This is a genomic window from Mycobacterium sp. E3298 (assembly GCF_001666895.1).
Lineage (GTDB): Bacteria > Actinomycetota > Actinomycetes > Mycobacteriales > Mycobacteriaceae > Mycobacterium.
In genome coordinates this window covers 1-3,889 of record NZ_LZJB01000126.1, presented here as the reverse complement: position 1 = coordinate 3,889, position 3,889 = coordinate 1, and the positions used below count along the sequence as shown (strand labels likewise).

The following is a 3,889-nucleotide window of genomic DNA, read 5'->3' as shown; positions in this document are numbered from 1 at the left end:
AGATCGCCGCCGCCGGACCGCTCCTGGTGGCCCTCGGCGTGTGCCTGCTGGCGGGGCTGGTGTCCTTCGCCTCCCCGTGCGTGGTGCCGCTGGTGCCCGGCTACCTGTCCTACCTGGCCGCCGTCGTGGGCGTCGACGAGCAGCCCCTGCCCGGCCAGGTCAAAGCGCCGCCGTCGGCGCGGTGGCGGGTCGCGGGCTCGGCGGCGCTGTTCGTCGCCGGATTCACCACGATCTTCGTGCTGGGCACGGTCGCGGTCCTCGGGATGACGACCACGCTGATCACCAACCAGCTGCTGCTGCAGCGGGTCGGGGGCGTGCTGACGATCGTGATGGGGCTCGCCTTCGTCGGCCTGATCCCGGCACTGCAACGCCAGGCCCGGTTCAGCCCGCGCCAGCTGACGACCGTCGCCGGGGCGCCGCTGCTGGGCGCGGTCTTCGCGTTGGGCTGGACGCCGTGCCTGGGGCCGACGCTGGCCGGCGTGATCACCGTGGCCTCGGCCACCGACGGCGCGAGCGTGGCCCGCGGGATCGTCCTGGTGATCGCGTACTGCCTGGGGCTGGGCATACCGTTCGTGCTGCTGGCGTTCGGCTCGGCCGGCGCCGTGGGCGCCCTGGGCTGGCTGCGGCGCCACACCCGGGCCATCCAGGTTTTCGGCGGCGCGCTGCTGATCGCGGTCGGTGTCCTGCTGGTCAGCGGGGTGTGGAACGACTTCGTCTCCTGGCTGCGCGACGCGTTCGTGTCCGACGTGAGGCTGCCGATCTGATGGCGAGACTCCTTGCCTGGGGGCGCAACACCTGGCGCGCGTTGACCTCGATGGGCACCGCGCTGGTGCTGCTGTTCCTGCTCGCGTTGGGCGCGATACCGGGGGCGCTGCTGCCGCAGCGCAGCCTGAACGCCGGAAAGGTCGACGACTACCTGAAGGCCCACCCGGTCATCGGGCCGTGGCTGGATCGGCTGCAGGCGTTCAACGTGTTCTCCAGCTTCTGGTTCACGGCCGTCTACGTGCTGCTGTTCGTGTCGCTGGTCGGCTGCCTGACGCCGCGGATGATCGAGCACGCCCGCAGCCTGCGCGCCACCCCCGTGGCCGCCCCGCGCAACCTGGCCCGCCTGCCCAAGCACGCCAGCGCGCAGCTGCCGGCCGACCCCGACGAGCTGAACGCCCTGGCGAACAACATCACCGGCCGGCTGCGCGGCTGGCGCACCGCCATCCGACACCCCGACGACGACGAGGCCGGCCTGGTCGAGGTGTCCGCCGAGAAGGGCTACCTGCGCGAATTCGGCAACATCGTCTTCCACTTCTCGTTGCTGGGCCTGCTGGTCGCGGTGGCCGTCGGGAAGCTTTTCGGCTACGAGGGCAACGTCATCGTCATCGCCGACTCCGGCCCGGGCTTCTGCTCGGCCTCGCCGGCCGCGTTCGACTCGTTCCGCGCCGGCAACACCGTCGACGGCACGTCGCTGAATCCGATCTGCATCCGGGTCAACGACTTCCAGGCGCACTACCTGCCGTCGGGGCAGGCCACCTCGTTCGCCGCCGACATCGACTACCAATCGGGCGGCGATCTCACGGCGAACACCTGGCGGCCCTACCGCCTGGAGGTCAACCACCCGCTGCGAATCGGCGGCGACCGGGTGTACCTGCAGGGCCACGGCTACGCGCCCACCTTCACCGTGAGGTTCCCGGACGGGCAGACGCGCACGTCGACCGTGCAATGGCGGCCGGACAACCCGCAGACGCTGCTCTCGTCGGGGGTGGTGCGCATCGACCCGCCCGCCGGCAGCTATCCCAATGCCGCCGACCGCCGCCAGCACGAGATCGCGATCCAGGGCCTGCTGGCGCCGACCGAGCAGCTCGACGGCACCCTGTTGTCGTCGCGTTTCCCGGCCCTGAACGCCCCGGCGGTGGCCGTCGACATCTACCGCGGCGACACCGGGCTGGACACCGGCCGGCCGCAGTCGCTGTTCACGCTGGATCCGCGACTGATCCAGCAGGGCCGGCTGACCAAGGAGAAGCGGGTCAACCTGCGGGCCGGACAGGAGGTCCGGATCGAGGCGGGCCCGGCGGCCGGCACCGTCGTCCGCTTCGACGGCGCCGTGCCGTTCGTCAACCTGCAGGTCTCCCACGACCCAGGGCAGATCTGGGTGCTCGTTTTCGCCATCACGATGATGGCCGGCCTGCTGGTGTCGCTGCTGGTGCGCCGCCGCCGGGTGTGGGTCAGGCTCACTCCGGGGACCGGTACGGTGAACGTCGAGTTGGGCGGGCTGGCCCGCACCGACAACTCCGGGTGGGGCGACGAGTTCGAGCGGTTGACCGAGCGGGTGCTGGACGGCCTGGGCCGGCCCGACGTCGCGGAGGCGGTCAAGCCCCCCGCGTCCAGAAGGAGTTCTGAGGTGGACGTCAAATGAACACACTGCACGTCAACGTCGGGCTGGCACGCTACTCCGACTGGGCGTTCACGTCGGCGGTGGTGGCGCTCGTCATCGCGTTGCTGCTGCTGGCCTTCGAGCTGGCGTACGCAGGCGGCCGCCGGGTCGACCGGCGCGAACGGGTGTTGGCCGGCGCGGTCGCCTCGGACAGCGTCACCCCCGGCATCGTCGAGGACGTCCCCGGGCGGCCGCTGGACGAGCGCGTCGGGCGGGCCGGGCTGGCCGTGGTCTACCTCGGCATCGGACTGCTGTTCGCCTGCATCGTGCTGCGCGGCCTGGCCACCGTGCGGGTGCCGTGGGGCAACATGTACGAGTTCATCAACCTGACCTGCATGTGCGGGCTGCTCGCCGGGGCGTTCGTGTTGCGCCGCCCGCAATACCGCCCGCTGTGGGTCTTCCTGCTGGTGCCGGTGCTGATCCTGCTCACGGTGTCCGGGCGCTGGCTCTACACCAACGCCGCCCCGGTGATGCCCGCGCTGCAGTCCTACTGGCTGCCCATCCACGTCTCGGTGGTCAGCCTGGGCTCCGGGGTGTTCATGGTCGCCGGCATTGCCAGCATCCAGTTCCTGTTGCGCACCTCACGGCTTGGGGAGCCGGGCGCCGAGGGCACCCTGGCCCGGATCGTGCGGCGCTTCCCCGACGCGCAGACGCTGGACCGCGTCGCCTACCGGACCACGATCTTCGCGTTCCCGGTCTTCGGGTTCGGGGTCATCTTCGGCGCGATCTGGGCGGAGGAGGCGTGGGGGCGGTATTGGGGCTGGGACCCCAAGGAGACCGTGTCCTTCGTCGCCTGGGTGATCTACGCCGCCTACCTGCACGCCAGGTCGACGGCGGGGTGGCGGGACAGGAAGGCGGCCTGGATCAACGTCGCGGGGTTCGTGGCCATGGTCTTCAATCTGTTCTTCGTTAACCTGGTGACCGTGGGCCTGCATTCGTATGCGGGCGTGGGGTGACCGCCAGCGACCGACCCAAGTAACGCAACAAGGGGGAGTGCACGTGTCCGACCATCCGTTGACGGGCGTGGGGGCGCCCGAGGAACCGACCACGCAAATGCCTCCGCAGGGGCCGGCTGCCTCGCCCGTGAACGCCGACGAACCGCCCGCCGACGGCGGCGATGCGCCGACCCGCGCCTTCGCCGGGTTCCGCACCGAACGGCGGCCCGAGCGGCGGGAGGCGGCGCCGCCGACCACGCCCCGGCCCGCGGGTATGCCGCCCTGGGATTCCACCCCGGTGACCGGAATCCCGCGGGTCGACCCGACGGCGTACGGCGCCTACTACAACGGCCCGGCCGCCGCGCCGCCCCCGCAAGCCCCGCCGCGGCCGGAGCCGCTGCCGCACACGCCGTACCCCGAGCTGTCCACCGGGATGCTGCTGCGGCCGGTCAAGCCGCCGCCGTCGGAGGGCTGGCGCCGGCTGCTCTACGAGGTGTCCGGCCACCTGATCAACCTCGGTGAGAGCCCGCGG

General features: G+C 71.6%; 3 protein-coding genes and 1 pseudogene. All 4 read left to right on the top strand.

The genetic code is table 11. The features are described from left to right. Positions 1–2 precede the first annotated feature (2 nt). Complete coding sequence (locus tag A9X05_RS06070; protein WP_067779923.1) at positions 3–764, top strand: cytochrome c biogenesis CcdA family protein; 762 nt, start codon at positions 3–5, stop codon at positions 762–764. After that, positions 764–2,404, top strand: a complete 1,641-nt coding sequence (locus A9X05_RS06065) for a cytochrome c biogenesis protein ResB (RefSeq protein ID WP_067748325.1) — start codon at positions 764–766, stop codon at positions 2,402–2,404. Before A9X05_RS06070 ends, A9X05_RS06065 begins: the two co-directional genes overlap by 1 nt. Continuing rightward, complete coding sequence (ccsB, locus tag A9X05_RS06060; RefSeq protein ID WP_067779921.1) at positions 2,401–3,378, top strand: c-type cytochrome biogenesis protein CcsB; 978 nt, start codon at positions 2,401–2,403, stop codon at positions 3,376–3,378. The genes A9X05_RS06065 and ccsB overlap by 4 nt, the downstream gene beginning before the upstream one ends. Positions 3,379–3,421: 43 nt before the next feature. After that, positions 3,422–3,889: pseudogene (locus A9X05_RS06055) on the top strand (MinD/ParA family protein); the annotation flags it as partial.